General features: G+C 70.0%; 17 protein-coding genes. 6 read left to right on the top strand and 11 right to left on the bottom strand.

Annotation, left to right across the window (positions count from 1 at the left end; all coding sequences use genetic code 11):
- Nucleotides 1–162: 162 nt before the first annotated feature.
- Nucleotides 163–954 carry an SDR family NAD(P)-dependent oxidoreductase gene (locus H284_RS0115735; protein ID WP_020076988.1) on the top strand — a complete coding sequence of 264 codons (792 nt, stop codon included), beginning with the start codon at nucleotides 163–165 and terminating at the stop codon, nucleotides 952–954.
- 85 nt (nucleotides 955–1039) lie between these two features.
- Here H284_RS0115735 and H284_RS0115730 read toward each other — a convergent pair whose 3' ends face one another.
- Entirely contained in the window at nucleotides 1040–2254 is a 1215-nt protein-coding gene (locus tag H284_RS0115730) for an NADP-dependent isocitrate dehydrogenase (protein ID WP_020076987.1), read from the bottom strand.
- Nucleotides 2255–2400: 146 nt separating this feature from the next.
- Here H284_RS0115730 and H284_RS0115725 point away from each other — a divergent pair, with 146 nt between their 5' ends.
- The 3 genes from H284_RS0115725 to H284_RS0115715 all read left to right on the top strand — a co-directional run bounded on the left by H284_RS0115725 (nucleotide 2401) and on the right by H284_RS0115715 (nucleotide 3692).
- The gene (locus H284_RS0115725) at nucleotides 2401–2853 is read left to right on the top strand and encodes a GNAT family N-acetyltransferase (RefSeq protein ID WP_026307266.1); all 453 of its coding nucleotides are present in this window, start codon (nucleotides 2401–2403) and stop codon (nucleotides 2851–2853) included.
- Nucleotides 2837–3205: an MGMT family protein gene (locus tag H284_RS0115720; protein ID WP_018191881.1), complete on the top strand. Its 369-nt coding sequence runs from the start codon at nucleotides 2837–2839 to the stop codon at nucleotides 3203–3205. Before H284_RS0115725 ends, H284_RS0115720 begins: the two co-directional genes overlap by 17 nt.
- Nucleotides 3206–3266: 61 nt before the next feature.
- Nucleotides 3267–3692 (top strand): hypothetical protein, encoded by a 426-nt coding sequence (locus H284_RS0115715; RefSeq protein ID WP_020076986.1) that lies wholly within the window; start codon nucleotides 3267–3269, stop codon nucleotides 3690–3692.
- Nucleotides 3693–3713: 21 nt separating this feature from the next.
- On the opposite strand, the gene H284_RS0115710 is transcribed toward H284_RS0115715, so the two are convergent.
- The 6 genes from H284_RS0115710 to H284_RS0115685 all read right to left on the bottom strand — a co-directional run bounded on the left by H284_RS0115710 (nucleotide 3714) and on the right by H284_RS0115685 (nucleotide 8838).
- On the bottom strand, nucleotides 3714–4013 hold the full coding sequence (locus tag H284_RS0115710) for a hypothetical protein (RefSeq protein WP_020076985.1): 300 nt from the start codon (nucleotides 4011–4013) through the stop codon (nucleotides 3714–3716).
- A 2-nt stretch (nucleotides 4014–4015) separates the two neighbouring features.
- Nucleotides 4016–5191, bottom strand: a complete 1176-nt coding sequence (locus tag H284_RS0115705; protein ID WP_020076984.1) for an inorganic phosphate transporter — start codon at nucleotides 5189–5191, stop codon at nucleotides 4016–4018.
- A gap of 96 nt (nucleotides 5192–5287) precedes the next feature.
- Complete coding sequence (locus H284_RS0115700; protein ID WP_029042977.1) at nucleotides 5288–5917, bottom strand: class I SAM-dependent methyltransferase; 630 nt, start codon at nucleotides 5915–5917, stop codon at nucleotides 5288–5290.
- Nucleotides 5918–5959: 42 nt separating this feature from the next.
- On the bottom strand, nucleotides 5960–7798 hold the full coding sequence (locus H284_RS0115695) for a sensor histidine kinase (RefSeq protein ID WP_020076982.1): 1839 nt from the start codon (nucleotides 7796–7798) through the stop codon (nucleotides 5960–5962).
- Between the two features lie 4 nt (nucleotides 7799–7802).
- A complete protein-coding gene (locus H284_RS0115690; protein ID WP_018191888.1) occupies nucleotides 7803–8447 on the bottom strand; it encodes a LuxR C-terminal-related transcriptional regulator in 645 nt (214 codons plus the stop codon).
- Nucleotides 8448–8490: 43 nt separating this feature from the next.
- A complete protein-coding gene (locus tag H284_RS0115685; protein ID WP_018191889.1) occupies nucleotides 8491–8838 on the bottom strand; it encodes a response regulator in 348 nt (115 codons plus the stop codon).
- Nucleotides 8839–9016: 178 nt separating this feature from the next.
- On the opposite strand from H284_RS0115685, the gene H284_RS0115680 reads away from it, so the two are divergent.
- Nucleotides 9017–10072, top strand: coding sequence for a type III PLP-dependent enzyme domain-containing protein (locus tag H284_RS0115680; RefSeq protein ID WP_029042976.1), 1056 nt, complete (start codon nucleotides 9017–9019; stop codon nucleotides 10070–10072).
- A gap of 264 nt (nucleotides 10073–10336) precedes the next feature.
- On the opposite strand, the gene H284_RS0115675 is transcribed toward H284_RS0115680, so the two are convergent.
- Both H284_RS0115675 and H284_RS0115670 read right to left on the bottom strand, forming a co-directional pair.
- Nucleotides 10337–12151: an ABC transporter ATP-binding protein gene (locus H284_RS0115675; protein WP_020076980.1), complete on the bottom strand. Its 1815-nt coding sequence runs from the start codon at nucleotides 12149–12151 to the stop codon at nucleotides 10337–10339.
- Nucleotides 12148–13992, bottom strand: a complete 1845-nt coding sequence (locus H284_RS0115670; protein ID WP_020076979.1) for an ABC transporter ATP-binding protein — start codon at nucleotides 13990–13992, stop codon at nucleotides 12148–12150. The genes H284_RS0115675 and H284_RS0115670 overlap by 4 nt, the downstream gene beginning before the upstream one ends.
- A gap of 401 nt (nucleotides 13993–14393) precedes the next feature.
- On the opposite strand from H284_RS0115670, the gene H284_RS0115660 reads away from it, so the two are divergent.
- Complete coding sequence (locus H284_RS0115660) at nucleotides 14394–15770, top strand: MFS transporter (protein WP_020076978.1); 1377 nt, start codon at nucleotides 14394–14396, stop codon at nucleotides 15768–15770.
- Here the strand turns inward: H284_RS0115660 and ddaH are convergent.
- Both ddaH and H284_RS0115650 read right to left on the bottom strand, forming a co-directional pair.
- Nucleotides 15742–16965, bottom strand: coding sequence for a dimethylargininase (gene ddaH, locus H284_RS0115655; RefSeq protein WP_020076977.1), 1224 nt, complete (start codon nucleotides 16963–16965; stop codon nucleotides 15742–15744). The two genes, H284_RS0115660 and ddaH, sit on opposite strands and share 29 nt — an antisense overlap.
- A 24-nt stretch (nucleotides 16966–16989) precedes the next feature.
- Nucleotides 16990–18045 carry a Glu/Leu/Phe/Val dehydrogenase family protein gene (locus H284_RS0115650; protein ID WP_020076976.1) on the bottom strand — a complete coding sequence of 352 codons (1056 nt, stop codon included), beginning with the start codon at nucleotides 18043–18045 and terminating at the stop codon, nucleotides 16990–16992.
- Nucleotides 18046–18047 lie beyond the last annotated feature (2 nt).

Below are 18047 nucleotides of genomic sequence, written 5' to 3'. Positions count from 1 at the left end.
TGTCTGCTGGGCCACCGGATCCGTGCCCGTCCTCTTGGCAGCGCTATACGGAGCCACCGGACGGCGTCCGAGCGCCTTGTAATTCCGGACAACCCGAAATGTCGAGAGGTGTCCTGCGCTGCTTGCGTTCCCAATTCGGCGTCACCTGGTGAGAATTACAGGATGACGCACACTCCTCCCACCGCATCCACCCGCGCCCCGTTCGCGCTTACCGGTTCACGCGCCCTCGTCACCGCCGCCAGCCGCGGCCTCGGCCGTGAGATCGCGCTCGAACTGGCCGGCCAGGGCGCCGACGTCGTGCTCGGCGTCCGCGACCCCGGCGGCTCGGCCGGGCTGGTCGACGAGCTGCGCGCTTTCGGCGTCGACGCGGTGGCGATCCGGATGGATGTGCTCGATCTGGACGCCTGCCGCGCGGCCATCGACGCGGTGACGGAGGAGGGCGGTCCGATCGGCATCCTCGTCAACAACGCCGGTGGCGGGATCGACTCCCCCGCCTTCGAGGTCACCGAGGACGACTTCGACCACGTCTGGCGGCTCAACACGCGCTCGACGTTCTTCCTGTCGCAGCACGTCGCGAAGAGCATGCGGGAGAACGGAGGCGGCGCGATCGTGAACGTCGCGTCGCAGGCCGGGCTCGTGGCGCTGCCCGGCGAGGCGTCCTATTGCGCGGCGAAGGCCGCCGTCGTCCACCTGACGCGCTGCCTGGCCGTCGAGTGGGGACAGTACGGCATCCGCGTCAACGCCGTCGCGCCGACCTTCATCGAGACCGACGGCACCGCCTCCGCACTCTCGGACGACGCCTTCCGTGCCGACACCGTCGAGCGCATCGCCGCGCTCCACCGCATCGGCGAGCCGCGCGAGGTCTCCGGCGCGGTCGCGTTCCTGGCGTCCCCGTCCGCCTCCCTCATCACCGGCCAGACCCTCGCGATCGACGGCGGCTGGACCGCCCGCTGACCCGTGACCGCCTTAACGATTCGTGCCGAATGTGCGTTCTCGCGTCGCGATAGCGCACATTCGGCACGAATGTGTCCGAGAGGGATCAGCCCAGGCGCGCCTTCAGGTTCTCGCTGATGGCGTCCAGGAACTCCTCCGTGGTGAGGAACTTCTGCTCCGGGCCGACGAGGAGCGCGAGGTCCTTCGTCATCTTGCCCTCCTCGACCGTCTTCACGACGACGCCCTCGAGGGTGTGCGTGAAGTCGATGAGGTCCTGGTTGCCGTCGAGCTTGCCGCGGTGCGCGAGGCCGCGCGTCCAGGCGAAGATCGAGGCGATCGGGTTCGTCGAGGTCGGCTTGCCCTGCTGGTACTGGCGGTAGTGGCGCGTCACCGTGCCGTGTGCGGCCTCCGCCTCGACGACCGAGCCATCCGGCGTGGTCAGCACCGAGGTCATCAGGCCGAGCGACCCGAAGCCCTGCGCGACGGTGTCGGACTGCACGTCGCCGTCGTAGTTCTTGCAGGCCCAGACGTAGCCGCCCTCCCACTTGAGGCTGGAGGCGACCATGTCGTCGATGAGGCGGTGCTCGTAGGTGAGGCCGGCCGCGTCGAACTTCTCCTTGTACTCGGTGTCGAAGACCTCCTGGAACAGGTCCTTGAAGCGGCCGTCGTAGGCCTTCAGGATCGTGTTCTTGGTCGACAGGTACACCGGGTACTGACGGTCGAGGCCGTAGTTGAACGACGCGCGCGCGAAGTCGCGGATGGACGCGTCCTGGTTGTACATGCCCATCGCGACACCGGCGCCGGGCGCCTGGTAGATCTCGAAGGACTGTGCCTCGCCGCCGTCGGCCGGCTGGAAGCTCATCGTGAGGGTGCCCGGGCCGTCGAACGTGAAGTCGGTGGCGCGGTACTGGTCGCCGAAGGCGTGACGGCCGATGACGATCGGCTTGTTCCAGCCGGGGACGAGCCGCGGGATGTTGGAGATGATGATCGGCTCACGGAAGACGACGCCGCCGAGGATGTTGCGGATCGTGCCGTTCGGGCTCTTCCACATCTTCTTCAGGCCGAACTCCTCGACGCGCGCCTCGTCGGGCGTGATGGTCGCGCACTTCACGCCGACGCCGTGCTTCTGGATGGCGTGGGCCGCGTCGATCGTGATCTGGTCGTCGGTCTCGTCGCGCTTCTGGATGCCGAGGTCGTAGTACTCGAGGTTCACATCGAGGTACGGGTGGATGAGAGAGTCTTTGATGGCCTTCCAGATGATGCGTGTCATCTCGTCGCCGTCGAGTTCGACGACCGTTCCGTCAACCTTGATCTTGTCCATGGTTCTCCTGGGGTGTCTGCCGTTTTACGCCGACGACAGCTTACCCGAGCGCGACAACTATCTTGACATCGAGACATTTTCTCTCGGCGGATCGTCGGGTGCCGCGCGACTATGCCCCGGTCACCCGCGCACGTTACCCTTTCGTCATGGCTGAGTTGAGACTGGAAGAGTTGAGCGCGCGGACCGTTGTGGCGGCGAACGCGCTCACGCTGAAGCCGGGCCAGGAGCAGTTCATCGCTCCGGTCTCCTACTCGGCCGCGGCCGCGGTCGCCGACCCGAACACCTCGTGGCAGCGCGTCGTGCTCGACGGCGACGAGGTGGTCGGCTTCATCATGGGCAACTTCGACCCGAACGCCGAGCACGAGGAGTTCAAGGCGATCCTCTGGCGCATCAACGTCGACGCCGACGACCAGGGACGCGGCATCGGGACGTTCGCCGTGCGGGCCCTCGCCGACGAGGCGCGCGCTCGTGGACACCAGCGCCTCTACGTGATCTGGGAGTCGGGCGAGCTCGGACCGGAGCAGTTCTTCCTGCGCAGCGGCTTCCAGCCGGTCGGCGAGACCCAGTACGGCGAGACGATCGGTGCCCTCGATCTCTGACCGGGAACCCGACCAGGAGGACGCGGCGAGCGCATCCTTCGTCGAGCGGGTGCTCGAGGTCGTGGATGCGATCCCACCCGGGCTCGTCATGACCTACGGGGATGTGGCGGCGACACTGGGGTCGCGTGCGGCCCGGATGGTCGGCCAGGTCATGGCGTACTACGGCTCGGACGTGCCGTGGTGGCGGGTCGTGCGGGCCAGCGGGCACCCCGCCGCGGGCCACGAGCACATCGCGCTGCAGCACTACCGCGCGGAGGGCACTCCCCTGCTGGGCGGCGGAAAGACGCCGTACCGGGTAGATTTACGGGCGGCCCGCCTCGACGACGCGCGGAATCATCCCTCCGACCGATGAACCACTCAGTTCCGTAGTGTTCACTCGTAGGAGATCCTTGTCCCTTTCCCCTGGAGCTGCCGTGCCCCGCACCCGAACCGCCGGAGTCATCGCGACGACGTCCGCCCTCGCCCTGGCTCTGTCCGGATGCTCGGTGCTGACCGCGTTCGAGCCTCACGTCGACTCGGCGATCTGGGATACGGCGAAGGAGATGAAGGCCTCGAACACGGCCCTCATCGGTTCGCCGACCTTCGTGCCGGACGACGCCACGGTCATCCGCGTCGACTACGACACCCAGAACGGGTCGGCGATCATGACCTACACGTCGAAGACCCTCCTCGCGCCGAACGTGTGCTCCGGCTCCGTCGCGACGCCGAAGCCCCCTATCGAGGACAGCTGGTGGCCTGTTCAGGGCATCCCGCCCGAGTCCTCCAAGTGCCCGAACGGATGGGCCGCCTTCGGGATCGGTCAGCAGGTGTGGGCGGTCAAATCACCGACCAAGAAGTAGCGCCGGGCCGCCCGTGCATCGTCAGTGGAACTGCGGGATGATCAGCCAGATCCCGTAGACCACAGCGGCGACGCCGATGGCGAAGCACACGACCGCTCCGACCGTCGCGGCGAGCGGACGTCGCCCTGTCCGGACGCTCGCCGCTCCCCCGTCGGCGTCGAGCGGAGCCCCGACGGCCAGCAGACGCAGGGCCGTCGCGTAGCTGATGACGACGACCGTCGTCGCCGCGAAGGCGACCAGCAGCACCACGACGAACGACCCCCAGTCCACACCGAGGAACGATCCATCGGGTGCCGCCGTGTGCGCGATGAGCTGTCGCATCCTCATCCCTCCTGTCCGGCGCCGACGGACGCCGTCGCGCGCGAGCCGGACGCGTCGTCCTCGGCCTCGTCGCCCTCGTTGACGTTGTGCCAGGTGACCGGATTGCGGCGCGAGAGCGCCCACAGTCCGAGACCGGCGAGGAGGCCGACCACCGCGACGCCGATGAGCCCTACCAGGCTGGCCGAGGCGATCCAGGCCGCCAGCCCTCCGACGAAGGCCGCGGCGGGCAGCGTCACCACCCAGGCCGTCGCGATCCGTCCGACGACGCCCCAGCGCACCGATGCGAGCTTCTTGCCCAGGCCGCTGCCGACCACGGCGCCCGAGGTGACCTGCGTGGTGGAGAGGGCGAAGCCGAGGTGCGACGAGACCAGGATGGTGGCCGCGGACGACGTCTCGGCCGCGAAGCCTTGCGGCGCTTTGACGTCGGTGATCCGCTTGCCGACCGTGCGCATGATGCGCCAGCCGCCGAGGTAGGTGCCGAGCGCGATCGCCAGGCCGCACGAGACGATCACCCAGAACGGCGGCGCACTCCCGGAGCTCAGGTAGCCGGCGGCGATCAGCGTGAGGGTGATGACGCCCATGGTCTTCTGGGCGTCGTTCGTGCCGTGCGCGAGCGAGACCAGCGAGGCGGACACCGTCTGGCCGTGCCGGAACCCGGCCTCCGCGCCGTGGACCTGCGCGTTCCGGGTGATGCGGTAGGCCGCGAAGGTGGCCACCAGGGCGACGCCTCCCGCGACCAGGGGCGACAGCAGGGCGGGGACGATGACCTTGCTCAGCAGCACGCCCCAGTCGACGGCTCCGAAGCCCGCTCCGATCACCGCGGCGCCGATCAGGCCGCCGAACAGCGCATGGGTCGAGCTCGACGGCAGACCGAAGTACCAGGTGACCAGGTTCCACAGCACCGCGCCGACCAGCCCGGCGAAGATCATCGTCGGGGTGATGTCGACACCCGACGACCCTTCCTTGATGACGCCGCCGGAGATCGTCTGGGCGACCGCGGTCGAGAGAAACGCCCCGACCAGGTTGAGGACGGCCGAGATGAGGACGGCCGTCCGGGGCTTGAGTGCGCCGGTGGCGACGGAGGTCGCCATCGCGTTGGCGGTGTCGTGGAAGCCGTTCGTGAAGTCGAAGACGAGGGCGACGACGATCACGGCGACGACCGTGACGAGGATGTCCATCGGCGGTCCTTCCGGAAAGGGGACGGACGCTCGCTGCGCCCACCCCCTGAGTACGCCGATCCCCGCCCGCCTTCGTGAACGGCGGATGAATTCTGGTCAGGGACCCTGCACCGGTTCGCCGGGTGGGCGCCGGGCGACGATCGCCCCCTGCGGGCGAGCACCCGTCTGCACGCGCTCATACGTTTCGACGATCTCGAATCCGGCAGCCTCCACCTCGGAGGCGAGCCGGGACACCGGCCAACGGTATGCATCGATCACGGCATGGGGAAACGGCTCCAGGGCGGCCCAACTGAAGAACCCGACCACGAGGCCACCCCCAGGGCGCAAGACACGGGCGAACTCCCGCAGCGGCGTCTGAATGTCGTTCGGTTCCCAATGGATCAGCGAGTACCAGGAGAGCACCCCGGCTGCTGAAGCCGACCCGGCGTCCAGCTGGTGGAGGTGCCCGACATCGAATCGGATTCCGGGATACTCTTCACGCGCCCGCGCGATGAACGCGGGAACCAGGTCCACACCGCGTGCATCATTTCCGCGTGAGGCAAGGTAGTTCGTCCACTGTCCCGGCCCACAGCCCGCGTCGATCACGGGACCGGAGAGCCCGTCGGCCCAGGCCGACACGAGATGGAGGTCTGCGTGGTGCACCGGCGTCATCGAGCCGAACAGGTCGATGTACTCCGCCGACCGACGCGAGTATGCATCCGCCACTCCACTGGACATGTCGGTCATCGTATGGACTCGCGGAAAGGGACGGACGAAGGCACGCGGCTGTCAGGTCCCCTGCACCGGGATGGTGAGCTCGATGATCGTGCCGAGGCCCTCGACCGAGCGCACCTCCGCCCGGCCGGACACCGCCTCCACCCGGTCGCGAAGGCCCTCGAGGCCACCGCCCGGCTCGATCCGCGCGCCGCCCTGGCCGTCATCCTTCACGACGACCGTGACCGTCGCGTCCGCTCGCGAGACCATGACGGTGCACGTGCGTGCCCGCGCGTGTTTGGCGGCGTTGGCGAGGGCTTCCGAGACGCAGTAGTAGATGGTCTCCTCGATGACCTCGGGCAGCCGTTCGGCGATGTCGACGCGGACCTCGACGGGCACGTGGCTCCGCAGTCCCAGCTCCTCGATCGCCGAACGGAGGTCGCCGTCCGTCAGCACGGTGGGGTGGATGCCGCGGGCGAGCTCCCGGAGCTCGCGGAGGGCGTCCGCGAGCTGCTCGGAGGCGCGCTGCAGGTCGCCCGCGAGCTCCTCGTCACCGTGCGCCTCGGCCTTGGACGTCGCGATGCGGAGGCTGATGGCCAACGACACGAGTTGCTGCTGGCTGCCGTCGTGCAGGTCGCGTTCCAGCTTCCGGCGGGCGAGGTAGCCCTCCTCGACGATGCGCAGCCGCGACTCCCGCAGCTCCTGGATGGTGCGCTCCAGCCTCCCGCGCAGCCGGTCGTTGTCGACCGAGAGCAGGAGGGCCGAGGAGACGGCGTCGAGCAGGCGGTCATCCTGGCTGAGCGCCACATCGTGCTCGATCAGGGCGATCGGTCCCTGGTCGGAGTCGATCGCGAGCACCGAGCGTCCCGGCCGGTCGGTCAGGCCGGCGTCCGGCACCGGCTTGCCGTCGCTGGTCTGGTAGCTCTGCAGCGGCTCATCCCACCAGAACACGCGCAGGGATCCGTCGTGCAGCATCCGCGCGAGGCTCGACTCCCAGAGACCGCGGTCGACCTTGTCGCGCGCGACGATGACGAGGTCGGCCATCCGCGAGCGCAGTCCCCGCGCGTAGAGCACGCCGCCGACGAACGCCGGAGGGATGAGCGCGATCGCGACCGGCGGGATGAACTGCAACCAGCCGCTGTCCCAGCCGAACGCGAAGCTCAGCGAGTCCTGCACCGTGCCGTAGCACCAGAGCAGGATGGCGAGCGGCATCACGAAGGCCACCCGGCGGGCCGGGAGGGAGCTGGTGAACCAGCGGGCGATCAGGCGGGCCGCCACGGTCAGCATGAGGGCGAGGCCGACGAACCGCCACGCCAGCCCCAGCCAGTAGTCGGCCGTGTCGCTGGGGAGCACGGCGTACGGGTTCATCACGCAGCCGCACTCGGACGGCTCCGGCGACGAGAACAGCAGGGTGCCGCCGAGACGCACCGCGAAGGCGATGGAGATGGCCAGCAGGATGGCGCGGTCGAAACGCGCGACCAGCCTCCCCGTGGGGTAGCAGAGCACGAGGAGCCCGACCAGCACCGCCCACAAGTCCGTCACGCCCTGCACCCATGGCCACACCCAGCCCCACTGACGGACCAACGGGTACCAGGCGCCCGCCGACCAGAAGAAGGCGGCTCCGACCATGAGCCAGCCGGGGATGGGGCTCCGCACGATCCGCCAGGCGATCACCGCGCAGACGACGTAGACGACCGCGACGGAGATGAAGACGATGGCCCAGCCGACGCCGGAGGGACGCGGCCCGTAGTCGCCGGTGATCGCGCTGAGCACCTGGGCCGTGACGTTCGACGCGATGGTGACGGTCACGGCGAGCGCGCGGAGGATCAGCCGGCCCGGGCCCGGTCGTGCCGGGGCGACGCCCACATCGCCGGTGCGCGCGACCTCCGGATGCGCCGGGAGCGCGGCATCCATGGGGTCAGGCGTCCCGGCCGAGGAAGCGCAGCACCGCGAGCACCCGCCGGTGCCCCTCGGCGGAGTCCTCCACGCCCAGCTTCGCCATGATGTGCCCGATGTGGGATTCGACGGTGCGGAGGCTCAGGTGCAGCTCAGTGGCGATGCCCACGTTCGACTTGCCCTCCGCCATCAGCCGCAGAACGTCGCGCTCCCGCGACGAGAGCGACTCGACCGTCGCCTCCGACGACCGTGCGGTGACGAGCAACTGTACGACTTCGGGGTCGACCACCGAGCCGCCGCGTGCCACGGTGCGGACGGCGGTGACCAGGGTGTCGGCGTCGGCGACGCGGTCCTTGAGCAGGTATCCGGTGCCGCTGCCGGCGCTCATCGCCCGGATCGCGTACGACGCGGTGGTGTACATGGAGAGAAGCAGTATGCCGGCGCGCGAACCGCTCGCACGAAGACGCTCCAGAGCGCGCAGCCCCTCGTCGGTGTGGGTGGGCGGCATCTTGATGTCGAGCACGATCGCGTCCACATCCCCGTCGGCCGCGACGGCGCGCAGAAGTTCCTCGGCGGTGTCCACCGAGGCGACGACCTCCATACCGCCCGCGCGCAGGATCTGTCCGATCCCCTCGCGCAGCAGCACTGCATCGTCGGCGACGGCCACTCTGAGCGCGCGAGACTCTACAGTCTGTCCCCCGCTCACGCGCTTACCTTAGCAGGGTGCGGATCGCCTCACCGGTCAGCTCGTCTTTGTTGATGAAACCCTCCGCGCCGCTGTCGGCGACGCGTCTTCCATAGTCGGTCGCCGACCGGCTCGACGTGAGCACGACGGCGGCGCCCGTCGCCCGCATCGCGGGCACGATGTCGAAGCCGCTGGCGTCGGGAAGACCGACGTCGAGCAGCACGACGTCGGGGGCCAGGCGGCGGCTCAACTCGATGCCGCCGGCGGCGGTCGCACTGTCGCCGACCACCATGAAGCTCTCCAGGCGGAGCAGCTCCGCCGCCTGTTCGCGGAACCGCTCGTGGTCGTCGACGATCACAACGCGGAGGTACATGGCACCATCATCTCCGCACGCACCCCGAGGGTCATCCGTGCCTCCACGCAAACGGAATGAGGTGACCCCCCGGATGTGGGCCATCTGGGCCGGGGCCAGGATGTGAGACAACCTCAACGACCCGAACGTCGAGGTTCCCGCCGCTGGGCGGGACGAAGGTCCACCCGAGGAGATGGCGATGTCCACCGCGACCCGAACCGCCGACCCGACCGGCGCCGCAGCCGTCCGAACGGACGCGGCGACCGGGGCGGGCGCGGTGGACGGCCGTCACTCCGGGCGGGGCCGACGCGGTGAAGACGAGCTGCCCGTCGTCGTGATGGACCTTTCCCGCGCCGCTCGCCGCTTCCGCGACCTGCGCGCCGCCTTTCCCTGGGTGGACGTGCACTTCGACGTGAGCGCTCTCGCGCATCCGGCTCTGCTCGCCACCATCTCCGCCGAGGGCGCCGGCTTCACCGTGACCCACGACGCCGTACTTCCGGCCCTCCGCCGAGTGGATGCGGACCTCGGCCGGGTGCTGCACGCCGCGCCCGGTGCGCGCTGGCTGCAGCGGCGTTCCGCCTGGGAGGCGGGCGTGCGCCGGTTCGTCGTCGACGACCCGGACGATCTCGACACCTTCGTCTCCGCACCGGCCGGTACGGCCGTGCTGCTCCGGGTCGACCCGGCCATCGCCGTTGCGGTCGCCCGGTACGCAGCGGCTCTCGGCGTCCGTGTCGCCGGCCTCTCCCTCCCCGTCGCACCGGACACGGCCGCCTCCGACCTGGTCACGTTGCTGCAGCGCGCCGTGCACGCGAGCACGGAGGTGTCCGCAGCGACCGGCCGCCGTCTCGAGCTGATCGACCTGGGCGATACGTTCTCCGACGGCACGGCGATCCGTCCGGCGGAGTGGCCGGCGCTCGCCCGCACCATCCGCTCGCTCGTCGCCCCGGCGACCTCCCGCACCACCGTGCTGGCGACGGCCGGCCGCGCGCTCGTCGCCGATTGCATCACCGTCTCCGCCGGCGCGGCAGCACGCTTCGCCGACGGCCCGACGGCGAGCGCCTACATCGACGCGGGCTGCGAGGTGGTCGTGCTCCGCGACGGGATGCGCGACAGCCTGCTGTCTCGCCTGCCCCTCTTCCGCACGGCGCTGGCGCGCGAGGCACCCTCCGTGCGCCGCACCCCGCACGCTCGCGCGGGCGGACACCGCACGCTGCGCCCGTCTCGCGCGCGCTCGACCTGGTCCCCGGCCGGCTGACTCAACCCCTGACCGCCCGGCGACCGGCGGTGGGGATCACGGGAGGTTTCCTGTGGTCCCCGCCGGAATCGCGGTTGAAAGACGGGGTTCCCCGGCTCGACCCTCTCGACGCCGACATCATGAGGAACGTTAGCGGCGACCGGACCCGGCGCGCTGATAGCGGTCAATCGCCGTATCCCCGGGGCACCGAGACGGCGGCGGGGACCACGGGAGGTCTCCCCGTGGTCCCCGCCGGACGAGCGGCCGCACGCGCGGCCGCGACCGCTACACCAGCGAGTCGCGCCAGGCCGCGTGCAGCTGGGCGAACCGGCCGGTGCCCGCGATGAGGTCGTCGGGCGTGCCGTCCTCGACCACGCGGCCGTGCTCCATGACGAGCACCCGGTCAGCGATCGCGACGGTGGACAGGCGGTGCGCGATGATCACAGCCGTGCGATCGGCGAGCAGCGTCTGCAGCGCCTCCTGCACCAGGCGCTCGCTCGGGATGTCGAGCGAGCTCGTCGCCTCGTCCAGGATGAGCACGGCCGGGTCCGCGAGGAACGCCCGCGCGAACGAGATCAGCTGCCGCTGTCCCGCGGAGACGCGGCCGCCGCGCTTGTTCACGTCGGTGTCGTAGCCGTTCGGCAGACCCTCGATGAACTCGTGCGCGCCGACGGCCTCTGCCGCCCGCACGATCTCGTCGCGCGTCGCATCCGGCTTGCCCAGGGCGATGTTGTCGGCGACCGAGCCGCTGAACAGGTAGGCCTCCTGGGTGACCATCACGATCGCCCGGCGCAGATCCTTCGGGTGCAGGTCCCGCAGGTCGACGCCGTCCAGCTTCACCGAACCCGCGGTGGGGTCGTAGAAGCGCGAGATCAGCTTCGCCAGCGTCGACTTGCCCGCACCGGTCGAACCGACCAGCGCGACCGTCTGCCCGGCCGGGATGTCGAGCGTGAACTCCGGCAGGATGACGCGGTCCTTCTTGTAGGCGAACGAGACCTCGTCGAAGCTCACATGCCCCTGCGCCGACCACAGGTCGACCGGCCGCACCGGATCCGGAACGCTGGGCTCCTCCTCCAGGACGCCGGAGATCTTCTCCAGCGCCGCGGCGGCCGACTGGTAGGAGTTGTAGAACATCGCCATCTCCTCCATCGGGTCGAAGAAGCGACGCGTGTACAGCAGCACCGCGAGCAGCACGCCGATCGCCAGCTGCCCGTCGGCGACGCGGAAGCCGCCGACCAGCAGCACAACGCCGACGGTGACGTTGCCGATCATCACGAGGCCCGGGTCGAAGATCCCGAACAGCTGGATGACGCGGGCGTTCACATCCCGGTACTCCTCCACCAGGCCGCCGAAGTCCTTCTCGTTGCGCTTCTCCTTGCGGAAAGCCTTGACCGCGCGGATGCCGGTCATGGTCTCCACGAAGTGCACGATCAGCTTCGCCGACGCGACCCGCGAGATGCGGAACAGCACCTGCGAGCGCTTCTGGAACCACCGCGTCAGCAGGTACAGCGGCACGAGCGACACCAGCAGCACGACACCGCTGATCCAGTCGATCGAGAACAGCGCGATCGCGATGAACAGCATGTACAGGAAGCCCTGGACCAGCTGGTTGATGCCCGAGTCGAGCAGCTCCCGGATGGAGTCCAGGTCGCTCGTCTGACGCGAGATGATCCGGCCGGACGTGTACGACTCGTGGAACTCGAGCGACAGCTTCTGCGTGTGAAGGAACACCCGCTTGCGGAGGTCGAGCAGGATGGCCTGGCTGATCCGCGCGCTCAGCACCGTGTACCAGGCGATGAGCACCGCGCCGATCACACCGGTGATCAGGTAGGCGAGACCGGCGGCCGCCAGCGGGAACCAGTCCTGCTTCAGCAGGGCCGGCAGGCCGTTGTCGATGCCGAACGCGATGATCGCTGGGCCCGCCACCTGGGCGGCCGTGCTCACGACGACCACGACGGCCGTCAGCGCCAGCCGCATCCGCAGCGGGTGCAGCAGCGAACCCAGCAGGTGCAGCGAACGGCGCCGCACCTGCCGGCTCTCCTCCTTGCTGAGGTCGTTGCGCTCTTCGCCTTCGACGCCCAGGACGGTCGTGGTGCTCACAGGTTCACCTCCTCGAGGATCTCTTCGTTCTGTTCGTCCTCCAGGCTGGAGATGACGAAGCGGTAGTGCTCGCTGCTGGCGAGCAGGTCGTGGTGGGTACCCACCGCGGTGACGCGGCCGTCCTCCAGCAGGGCCACCCGGTCGGCGAGCATCACGGTGGACGGGCGGTGCGCGACGATCAGGGCCGTGGTCGAGGCGAGCACCCGGCGCAGCGCGGCCTCGACGAGCGCCTCGGTGTCGACGTCGAGCGCCGACAGCGGATCGTCGAGCACCAGGATGCTGGGGTTCGCGGCGACGGCGCGCGCGAGCGCGAGCCGCTGTCGCTGACCGCCGGACAGGCTGAGCCCCTCCTCGCCGACCTTCGTCTCGACGCCCTCGGGGAGGTCGTAGACGAAGCCCGCCTGCGCCACCTCGAGAGCCTCGGTGAGCACGCGCTCGGCCTCCGGCGAGGCTGGGTCGAGGTCGTCACGGCCGAGCAGGACGTTGTCGCGCACGGACGCCGAGAACAGGGTCGCATCCTCGAACGCCATGGCGATCGCCTTGCGCAGGTCGTAGCGGGTGAGGTCGCGCACATCCACGCTGTCCACCTTCACCGCGCCGCCCGTCACGTCGTACAGCCGTGTCGTCAGGGCGGTCAGGGTCGACTTGCCGGAGCCGGTCAGGCCGACCAGGGCCATCGTCTCCCCCGGGCGGACCGTCAGGCGGATGCCGTCGAGCAGGTCCGGGAAGCGTTCCGGCGAGTCCTGGTACCGGAAGTGCACGTCGTCGAAGACGAGCTCTCCCCGCGGCTCGGCGATGCGCTTGGGCTGGGCGGGGTCGGTGATCGTGTTGACCTCGTCCATCACCTCGAAGTAGCGGTCCGCCGCTGTGCGGGTGTCGAAGGTCATCGACAGCAGGAAGCCGATCGACTCCACGGGGAACCGCAGGACGGTCGCCGTGGCGAAGAACGCGACGAGCTCGCCGACCGACAGCTGGCCCTGCGCCGACAGCCAGACGCCGACGACGAGGCAGATGCCGAACGCGACGTCCGGGACCAGCAGCAGCCAGAGCCAGATGCCGGCGATGGCCTTCGCCTTCTCGATCTCGGTGCCGCGCAGCTCCTCCGCGCGCGACTCGAAGGTCTTCAGCGCGTGCTTTCCGCGCCCGAACGCCTTCAGCACACGGATGCCGTGCACCGACTCCTCGACCGCCGTAGCCAGGTCGCCCGCCTGGTCCTGGCTGCGCCGCGCGATGACCGAGTACTTGTTCTCGAACACGAACCCGTAGATCCACAGCGGGATGGAGCACACCAGGAAGATGAGCCCCAGGATCCAGTTCCACCCGATCAGGATCGCGAACCCGACCACGATCGTGACGACGTTGACCACCAGCAGCACGATGCCGAACGACAGCCACCGACGGATCATGCTGAGGTCGCTGACCGCGCGCGACAGCAACTGACCGCTCGGCCAGCGGTCGTGGAACGCGACCGGGAGATCCTGCAGCTGCGCGTACAGCGCGTTGCGCATCTTCGCCTCGACGTGAGTTCCAGGGGTCAGCACGAACCAGCGCCGCAGCGAGATGAACACCGCTTCGGCAGCGCCCAGCCCGACCACGAGCAGCGCGGCGGGCCACACGGCCGACGGGTCACCCGTCGACAGCGGGCCGTCGACCAGCCAGCGCAGCACCTGCGGGATGCTCAGCGCGACGAGGCTGGCCAGCAGCGCCGCCACCATGCCGAGGATGATGCGGGGCGCGGCGGACTTGGCGAACGGGAGGATGCGCAGCAGGATGCGCGCGGTGCTCTTCCGCTTCGCGGTGGTCTTCGGAGTCTGAGTGTTCGGAGTCTGGGCGACAGACATGGATGATCCGTTTTCTGTGAGTGTCCGACGTCATGGAGCCGGCGGCGAGCACGCGGAGGAGTCGCCGAAGACACGCCGACGATGGCGGGTCTTGTGGTGGGGATGCGAGGAGCGTCCGCGGACGCTCCCGGTGTCGTGCGCGGCGGCGCGCGGCGAGGGGCGGGGAGCTACCGCCCGGACGGTCGGGCGTCGGCCGCGAGGGCGGCGACGAACCCGGGCACGGTGGTCTTTCGTGCGGTCTCGATCGTCGTCATGGCGTCCTCCCAGCCTCGATGTACACGTCCGTTTTGCCGCGACAAGGCAGCCCTACAGCATATTGCCAGGTTCTCGACGAACGCAAGAGTTTTTCTCACATCCCAGTGGAGGGTCGGCCTGTCGGAGGCGCCGGGTACGGTGGCCGCATGCGCAGAGGGGCCGTTTTCGTGCTGTGCCTGGTGCAGTTCGTCGACGTCCTCGGCGTGACCAGTGCGACCACGGCGATTCCTGCCATCCTGAGCGGTCTGGGCGCGCCGGAATCCGCGGCCGGACCCCTGGCGACGGTCTACGCCATGTTCTTCGGCGGGCTCCTCATCCTGGGCGCGCGGCTGGGCGATCGTTTCGGACATCGACGCATTCTGCTTGTGGGCATCGGCATGTTCGGCGTTGTCTCCGTGTTGGGCGGTACAGCTGCGGTCTGGCATCAGGGAGCCCTGGCCGTCGTCCTCGTCGCCCGGGCGCTGCAGGGTGCCGCGGCCGCGCTGTCCGTCCCTTCGGCGCTGCGGCTGCTGCTCTCGGCGACGCCAGAGACGCCGCGGCGCAGGGGCGCCCTCGCGGCGTGGAGCGCAACAGGAGCGGCGGCGGGCGCATCCGGCTTCCTGGTCGGCGGCCTGCTGGTGCAAGCGTTCGGGTGGCCGGCCGTCTTCTGGGTCAACCTTCCGCTCGCCGTCGCCCTGACGATCGGCACCCTCGCCACGGTGACGGGAGTGCGCGAGCCCACCGAGGAGGAGCCGGTCGATGCCCTGGGCGCCGCCCTGCTCATCCTCACGGTCATGGCCGTCATCGCCGGCGCGGCCTGGATCGAGCAACCCGCGACCCGGATGATCGGCGTCGCGGCGGTCGGCGCCGGCGTCGTCCTCGCCGTGCTCCTCGGCATCCGGCTGCGCACCGCCCGCGCACCCCTCATCCCCGCAGCCGCCTTCCGGTCGCGCCCGCTGCGGCAGGGCACCCTGCTGTCGTTCGTCAACACCGCGACCACCAGCTCGACGGCCGTTCTGGCCACGTTGTTCTTGCAGGAACGGCTCGGAATCGACCCGATCGCCGCCGGACTGACACTGATGGCGCTGAGTGTCGCCGTCATCCTCACATCGACGAGCACGCGCTCGTTGCTGAAACGGCTGAGTGCTTACGCCGTATGCGGGATGGGCATCGCGGCGATCGCCCTCGGCTGCCTGCTGATGGCGCTGACCGTCGGCACGTGGTGGGGCGTCTTCGTCGGCGTGGCGCTGGCAGGCGCAGGGCTGGGCCTGTCGTCGGTCGCCGCGACGACGATCGGCACCACGGTGCCCGACGATCTCGCCGGCAGCGCAAGCGGCATCCTCAACACCGGAGCCCAACTCGGAACCGCACTCGGCACCTCCGCGCTGGTGCTCGTGGCCTCGGTTGCGGGCGTCGGTGCGGGATGGGCGGCCGCGGCCCTCCTCGCTGCGGCGACCGCGGCGTGGTGCGCCCTGCCGGCTCCACTCGGAGCGCGCCGGGAGTCGCTGGAGGGAGTCAGCGGATCCGGATCGACAGGCAGGTGACGCATCCCTCGAGCTTCTCGAACTCGGAGATGTCGACCTGGATGACGGTGTAGCCGAGGTCCTCGACGAGCGCCACCGACTGCGGGGCGGACGACGACATCAGCACGGTGTCGTCCGAGAGCACGACGACCGCCGTGCCGTGGGCCTCGGGAACCGGGAGGAAACGCTCGAAGACGCGCGGTTCGTCCACGATCGGCTCGTAGCCGATGACCGTGCCGTCGGGCAGGGCGGTCACGGCCGTCTTCAGGTGCAGTGCCTTGGTGATCGGGACGGCGACGACGGTGTATCCGAGCGGCGCCACGAGAGCGCGGAGCTGACGGATGCCCTCGGCGTTGGTCCGCCCTCCGCGGCCGACGTAGACCGTCGAGCCGACCTTGAGGACGTCGCCGCCGTCGAGCGTCCCCGGCGCCTCGATGCGCTCGAGGCGCAGCCCCTGCGCACGGAGCGCGGCCTCGGTGCCGACGACCTCCGCGCGGCGCGACTCGGCGCCGGGCAGCGTGATCACGGCGGTGTCGCCGAAGACGACGGCGGTGTCCTCCACGAAGACCGAGTCGGCCAGGGTGTCAGCACTCGTGACCTCGACGGTCTGCCACCCGGCCTCGGAGAGAGCTGCGACGTAGGCGTCCCACTGAGCGTCCGCGAGCTCCGCATCCACCGGCTCACGGTCGATGTGGGTCACCAGGCCCTCGGCCAGGTTCCCTGCGGGGATGCGGACCAGCGCCACCTTGCGGTCCGTCTCGAACCGGCTGCGGGTGCCCTCGACGACGCGGAACAGCCAGCGGCCGAACGTCGGGGTGAGCGCGGTGACGGCGACGGCGTAGAGCAGGTTGATCCCCAGCAGGGTGCCGAGCACGGCGGCGATCAGGTCGCCGCTGAACGGCGAGCCGCCCGAAGTCGCGGTCAGGATGGTGCCGACCGCGGGCGCCAGCACAGCGGCCAGCACGCCCGCGATCAGCGCCGTCCACCACCGGTCGAACGCGCCGACGAAGCCGGCGACCCAGAGCAGGACGAAGGCGATGACGCTGGTCAGCGAGAAGTAGTTGCTGACGGCGACGATCAACGCCCCCGACGGGGCCGACGACCCGGCGAGGCTCCCCACGTAGAACGCGGCGATCATCGCCGCGTGAACGACGAGGACCACCACGAGGGCAGCGACAAGGGATGCGATGAGCCGGCGGCCCCAGGAAGACGTCATGGGTTCCAACCTAGCGGAGCGCTGCTATGCGTTCGCTGGCTCCCGGAGACGGTCGAGCGCGAGCTCCTCCGCGGCCTGCAGCGTGGTGACACCGCGCTGGTCGGCGGCCCGGAAGATCTCCGCTACCGTATCGCCGATCCGCTCGACCCGCTCCTGCGTGGCCTCGGCGGTCACACCGGGCTCGCCCGCCATCGACAGGAAGATCACCCCGCCCGCGTTGACGACGAAGTCCGGCGCCCAGAGGATGCCGCGTGCGGCCAGACGCTCGGCTCCGGAGCGGTGCGCGAGCTGGTTGTTCGCGGGGCCGACGACCGCGGCGACCCGGAGCTCGTCGATCACCCGGTCGGTCAGCACTCCGCCGACGCCGGCGGGGACGAAGACATCGCCCTCGACGCGGTGGGCGTCATCCGGCTCCACCCAGGTGGCGCCGAGCGCGTCGGCGAGGGCGCGCTTCGCGGGGTTCACGTCCGTGACGGTCAGCACGGCGCCCTCGCTGGCGAGGCGCATCGCGATGAGCGATCCCACGTGGCCGAGGCCGAGCACGATCACGTGGCGGCCGCTGACATCCCGGCTGCCGAACGCCCGCTCCATGGTGGCCTGCAGACCGGCGTACACACCGGCGGCGGTCGCGTCGCTGGGCTCGCCGACGCCGCCCTCCGACGGCGGGAGGCCGCAGACGTGGGCGGTGCGCGACGCGACGACGGACATGTCCTCGGCGCTCGTGCCGACATCCTCCGCGGTCATGTAGCTGCCGCCGAGCGTCTCGACGGCGTCGCCGAGATCGAGCATGGCCTCGTAGCGCTCAGTCGGTGTGAGCACCGTCCCGCGCGGCACGTAGACGACGGCCTTGCCACCGCCGCGGTGAAGACCTGCCGCGGCGTTCTTGAGGGTCATCCCCTCGGCCAGCCGCAGCGAGTCGGCGACCGCCTCCTGCCAGGAGTCGTACGTCCAGACCCGGCATCCGCCGAGGGCCGGCCCGAGAACGGTGGAGTGGACCGCGATGCTGATGGTGAGGCCGCTCCGCCTCCCCCTCACCACGTGCAGTGTTTCGTGCGGCAGGTCTGCGGGCAGGACGGACATCG

Source organism: Cryocola sp. 340MFSha3.1 (assembly GCF_000383315.1).
Classification (GTDB): domain Bacteria; phylum Actinomycetota; class Actinomycetes; order Actinomycetales; family Microbacteriaceae; genus Leifsonia.
Note: the sequence above shows the minus strand (reverse complement) of the source record. Positions and strands in the feature narration are given on the sequence as shown.

Coding starts and splice junctions, on each gene's coding strand:
- H284_RS0115695 (WP_020076982.1), bottom strand. CDS start 7,798: ATGGATGCCGCGCTCCCGGCGCATCCGGAGGTCGCGCGCACCGGCGAT.
- H284_RS0115650 (WP_020076976.1), bottom strand. CDS start 18,045: ATGTCCGTCCTGCCCGCAGACCTGCCGCACGAAACACTGCACGTGGTG.
- H284_RS0115725 (WP_026307266.1), top strand. CDS start 2,401: ATGGCTGAGTTGAGACTGGAAGAGTTGAGCGCGCGGACCGTTGTGGCG.
- H284_RS0115730 (WP_020076987.1), bottom strand. CDS start 2,254: ATGGACAAGATCAAGGTTGACGGAACGGTCGTCGAACTCGACGGCGAC.
- ddaH (WP_020076977.1), bottom strand. CDS start 16,965: ATGACGTCTTCCTGGGGCCGCCGGCTCATCGCATCCCTTGTCGCTGCC.
- H284_RS0115660 (WP_020076978.1), top strand. CDS start 14,394: ATGCGCAGAGGGGCCGTTTTCGTGCTGTGCCTGGTGCAGTTCGTCGAC.
- H284_RS0115735 (WP_020076988.1), top strand. CDS start 163: ATGACGCACACTCCTCCCACCGCATCCACCCGCGCCCCGTTCGCGCTT.
- H284_RS0115685 (WP_018191889.1), bottom strand. CDS start 8,838: ATGTACCTCCGCGTTGTGATCGTCGACGACCACGAGCGGTTCCGCGAA.
- H284_RS0115700 (WP_029042977.1), bottom strand. CDS start 5,917: ATGACCGACATGTCCAGTGGAGTGGCGGATGCATACTCGCGTCGGTCG.
- H284_RS0115670 (WP_020076979.1), bottom strand. CDS start 13,992: ATGTCTGTCGCCCAGACTCCGAACACTCAGACTCCGAAGACCACCGCG.
- H284_RS0115710 (WP_020076985.1), bottom strand. CDS start 4,013: ATGCGACAGCTCATCGCGCACACGGCGGCACCCGATGGATCGTTCCTC.
- H284_RS0115705 (WP_020076984.1), bottom strand. CDS start 5,191: ATGGACATCCTCGTCACGGTCGTCGCCGTGATCGTCGTCGCCCTCGTC.
- H284_RS0115680 (WP_029042976.1), top strand. CDS start 9,017: ATGTCCACCGCGACCCGAACCGCCGACCCGACCGGCGCCGCAGCCGTC.